3 protein-coding genes and 1 pseudogene are annotated in these 3,302 nt (G+C 46.3%); all 4 read right to left on the bottom strand.

Translation table 11 applies throughout. The features are described 5' to 3' along the window. Window positions 1-469, bottom strand: a pseudogene (locus AMS66_RS33605) (leucyl/phenylalanyl-tRNA--protein transferase family protein); the annotation flags it as partial. 309 nt (window positions 470-778) lie between these two features. Then, on the bottom strand, window positions 779-1,837 hold the full coding sequence (locus AMS66_RS09850; RefSeq protein WP_407944534.1) for a glycoside hydrolase family 88 protein: 1,059 nt from the start codon (window positions 1,835-1,837) through the stop codon (window positions 779-781). Window positions 1,838-1,939: 102 nt separating this feature from the next. Next, window positions 1,940-2,821 carry a carbohydrate ABC transporter permease gene (locus tag AMS66_RS09845; protein ID WP_024631936.1) on the bottom strand — a complete coding sequence of 294 codons (882 nt, stop codon included), beginning with the start codon at window positions 2,819-2,821 and terminating at the stop codon, window positions 1,940-1,942. Window positions 2,822-2,831: 10 nt separating this feature from the next. Continuing rightward, window positions 2,832-3,302: ABC transporter permease subunit (locus tag AMS66_RS33600; RefSeq protein ID WP_236703310.1), on the bottom strand; the 471-nt coding region annotated here is incomplete at its 5' end.

Here is a 3,302-nt window from a genome sequence, read left to right as displayed (position 1 = left end):
GAATGACGAATTGATCCGTCTCTCCACCCAGGATCTGGTCCCGCCATACTTCGAAAGACATTGCACCTGTATTATGTAGGGTATGAAATGCCGTTCGCATATCCCGAATATTACCTGAACGGAGAATGGACTGGTCTTTTTTCCACACGACGTAAAATTCATCGATGGACGCGTAGGATGTTTTATAGAGACGAAGTTCCTTCACCAGTTGGTAAGCCGTATAAGGCGCTTCCTTGGCCGGTTGATTGGAATACATCAGCGTTTGCAGATTCGGACTCCACGTCATCTCCATGTTTAACCGTTTCATGAGATCAACTTGTGTATCGATCGTATATCGCATCTGCTTTAATAAAGAATCGTTGGCCCGATGTATTTCACTCTTCAATGTCTCATTCGCTTGCATGTAAATAACCAGGCTGATCAGAATGGGCACAATCAAAACAGCGCTGTATGAGACAAGCCAGGTCACGATTATGCTTTCTCGTTTTTGCCACAAATATCGAATATTTAGCAACAACTCATCACCCAACTCTTCGTAGATTATCGATGTTTGGATCAGGAATTTATTATAACGGCAAGAGCGTGATTGGGATATAGATAAAAAGTTCAATTCGATTAACAATAAGGTGAGCAAGCACCGATTTCCCCCGTCAAATCAAGCACAAATAGCCCGAATAGACAGCTTTCGTCTATCGGGCATTCGGTATCAAAACGTCAATGTATTTCATTTAATTTTTGAATAGATGAGAATGTTTTTTTGAATATTCTTAGAACGTTTTTAAAAAATGCGATGCTTCCATCCGTTTAATTTGGCACTCGCTTCCACGTAGAAATAGTCACCGTAAATGAGTGAGACATTCACGTTCTGACCTGCCGGTTTATGACCGGTTCCCTCCAGAAGTATACCTTCGTGCTCCGGAAGATTCCATGTTCCATAGTGATCCCGTAAGGAACTCAGGATACGTTTGGCTACGGTTGCATAGATCCTGCCTTCCGGTTCAGGAAGTACCTCCGCAAGCTCAAGCAGTCCTGAAGCAGCAATTGCACCAGCCGAGCTGTCTCGTGGAATCTTCTCTCCTTCTTCTGACTCTGCACGGAAATCCCAATGCGGAACGCTATCCTCAGGCAGGCTAGAAATGAAGAAGTTCGCCACGCGCTGCGCAGTATCAAGATATGCCGGGTCCTCTGTATAACGATACGTATTCGTTAATCCATATAAAGCCCATGCAGCTCCTCGACTCCATGCCGAATCCGGCGCTGCCCCCTGTCCCCCTATCGCTTCTGCCCGGTCACCTGTCTCAGGATCAAATCGAATGATATGATGTACGGAACCGTCTTCCCGGACAAATTGCTTCATGACCATATCCGCATGAGCTTTGGCGATATGGCTGAAACGGGGATCTCCACTCTCCTCCGATGCCCAGAAGAGTAAGGACAGATTCATCATCGTGTCGATAATCGACCAGCCCAGCATGTCTCCATTCCAGGCCCGGATAAAGCTTCCTTTGGTATTGAAGCGGCCTGCCAGGAAGTTGGCAGCAAATAAGGCACGTCTAGCCGCATCGGCATCTCCAGTGAGCTTGTATTTGATAACGGCCGTGGGCAGGAAATGAAAGCCCACATCATGGTCGTAGTAGTTGTTTTCAAGAAACCGTTCCGATAGCCGTTCATCCCAATTCCATGCCGCCTCTTTATATTTCTCATCACCCGTCATATCGTACACAATCCATAACATGCCTGGCCAGAATCCTGAGGTCCACCAATCGATTCTCATGTCGTCATAGATACCATTCGTACCAGCGACATGCGGAGACTTGTCACCTATGGATGCAAGCATCTGATCGGCTTTACTTTTGATCTGATCCCACACGTCCTTGTTTACTTCGTTTAATAGGTTCATGTAACGTTATACCTCCTTACCATTCTTCAATTCTCAGATTTAACCTTTCAATGAACCAACCATGACACCTTTCACGAAAAACCGCTGCAAAAACGGATAGATGCACAGGATCGGTATCGTCGCTACCATAATAGTCGCATACTTGATGGTTTCCCCGATCTGGAAGCGATCCCCGGCCGATGCTCCAGCTGACATGCTCTCCGTGGAATTGGCAATCAGAATCTCACGCAGCACCAATTGCAGCGGGAACAGCTCACGGCTTTTGATAAACACCGATGCATAGAACCACCCGTTCCACTTATCTACCGCATAATAGAGAATCATTACGGCAATGACGGGCATGGATAACGGAATAATAATACGGAACAAAATGGTGAAGTGATTGGCTCCATCAATCTTGGCTGATTCCTCCAGGCTGTCCGGAATACCCATAAATGATGTTCTCATGATGATCAGGTTAAATGTACTGATGGCAAAAGGTAGAATAGTCGACCACAGCGTATCTAACAGGCCAACGCCTTTGACAACCAGGTATAGCGGAATCAATCCGCCGCCAAAAAACATGGTGAACACGATAAAGAACATGAACACCTTGTTCCACATCACGTTTTTACGGGACAGCACATACGCACCGAGCGCTGTCATGAACAGGTTGACGATGACGCCAAACACGAGAATAAACAATGTATTGCGGAAACCTGTGGCTATACCTGGATTGGCAAGCACGCTCTTGTAAGCTTCAAGACTGAACCCAACCGGCTTCCACAGGAGACCCTTGTTCGCTAACAGCTGCGCCGAATCGCTTAAGGACGCGAATAACACGTAGAGCAGCGGATACAATGTGACGATGACGAGCAGGATTAGAAATGTATAATTCAAGATCGTAAAGATTCGATCAAACCAACCGCTTTCCTTAATCAAAGTTACCACCTCACCATAAGCTGTTTTGACTCACTCTGCGGCTGATATAGTTCGCCGAAATCAGAAGAACGAGATTGATCACCGAGTTGAATAGACCGACTGCCGAGCTGTAACTCCATCCGAATTCCAACAATCCCTTTCGATACACGAAGGAAGAGATAACGTCTGCCGTTTCATAGGTTACCGGATTGTAGAGGAGAATGATTTTCTCAAACCCGACATTCAGCATATTCCCCATCCGGAGAATGAACATGATTGTAATAATCGGCAGTAATCCCGGCAGTGTAATGTGAAACATTTGCTTGAGACGGCTCGCTCCGTCTATCTTCGCGGCCTCATACTGCTCCAGGTCGATGCTCATTAACGCAGCAATATAGATAATGGATTCCCATCCGATTCGCTGCCATATTTCAGATAAGACATAGATCGGACGGAACAGCTCCGGCTTTTGCAGCATCGCTTGACCGTCATATCCAAGCAT

Origin of the sequence: Paenibacillus xylanivorans (genome assembly GCF_001280595.1) — a bacterium.
Taxonomy (GTDB): Bacteria; Bacillota; Bacilli; order Paenibacillales; family Paenibacillaceae; genus Paenibacillus; species Paenibacillus xylanivorans.
The sequence above is the reverse complement of the archived record's forward strand: the minus strand, read 5'-3'. Positions and strand labels throughout refer to the sequence as shown.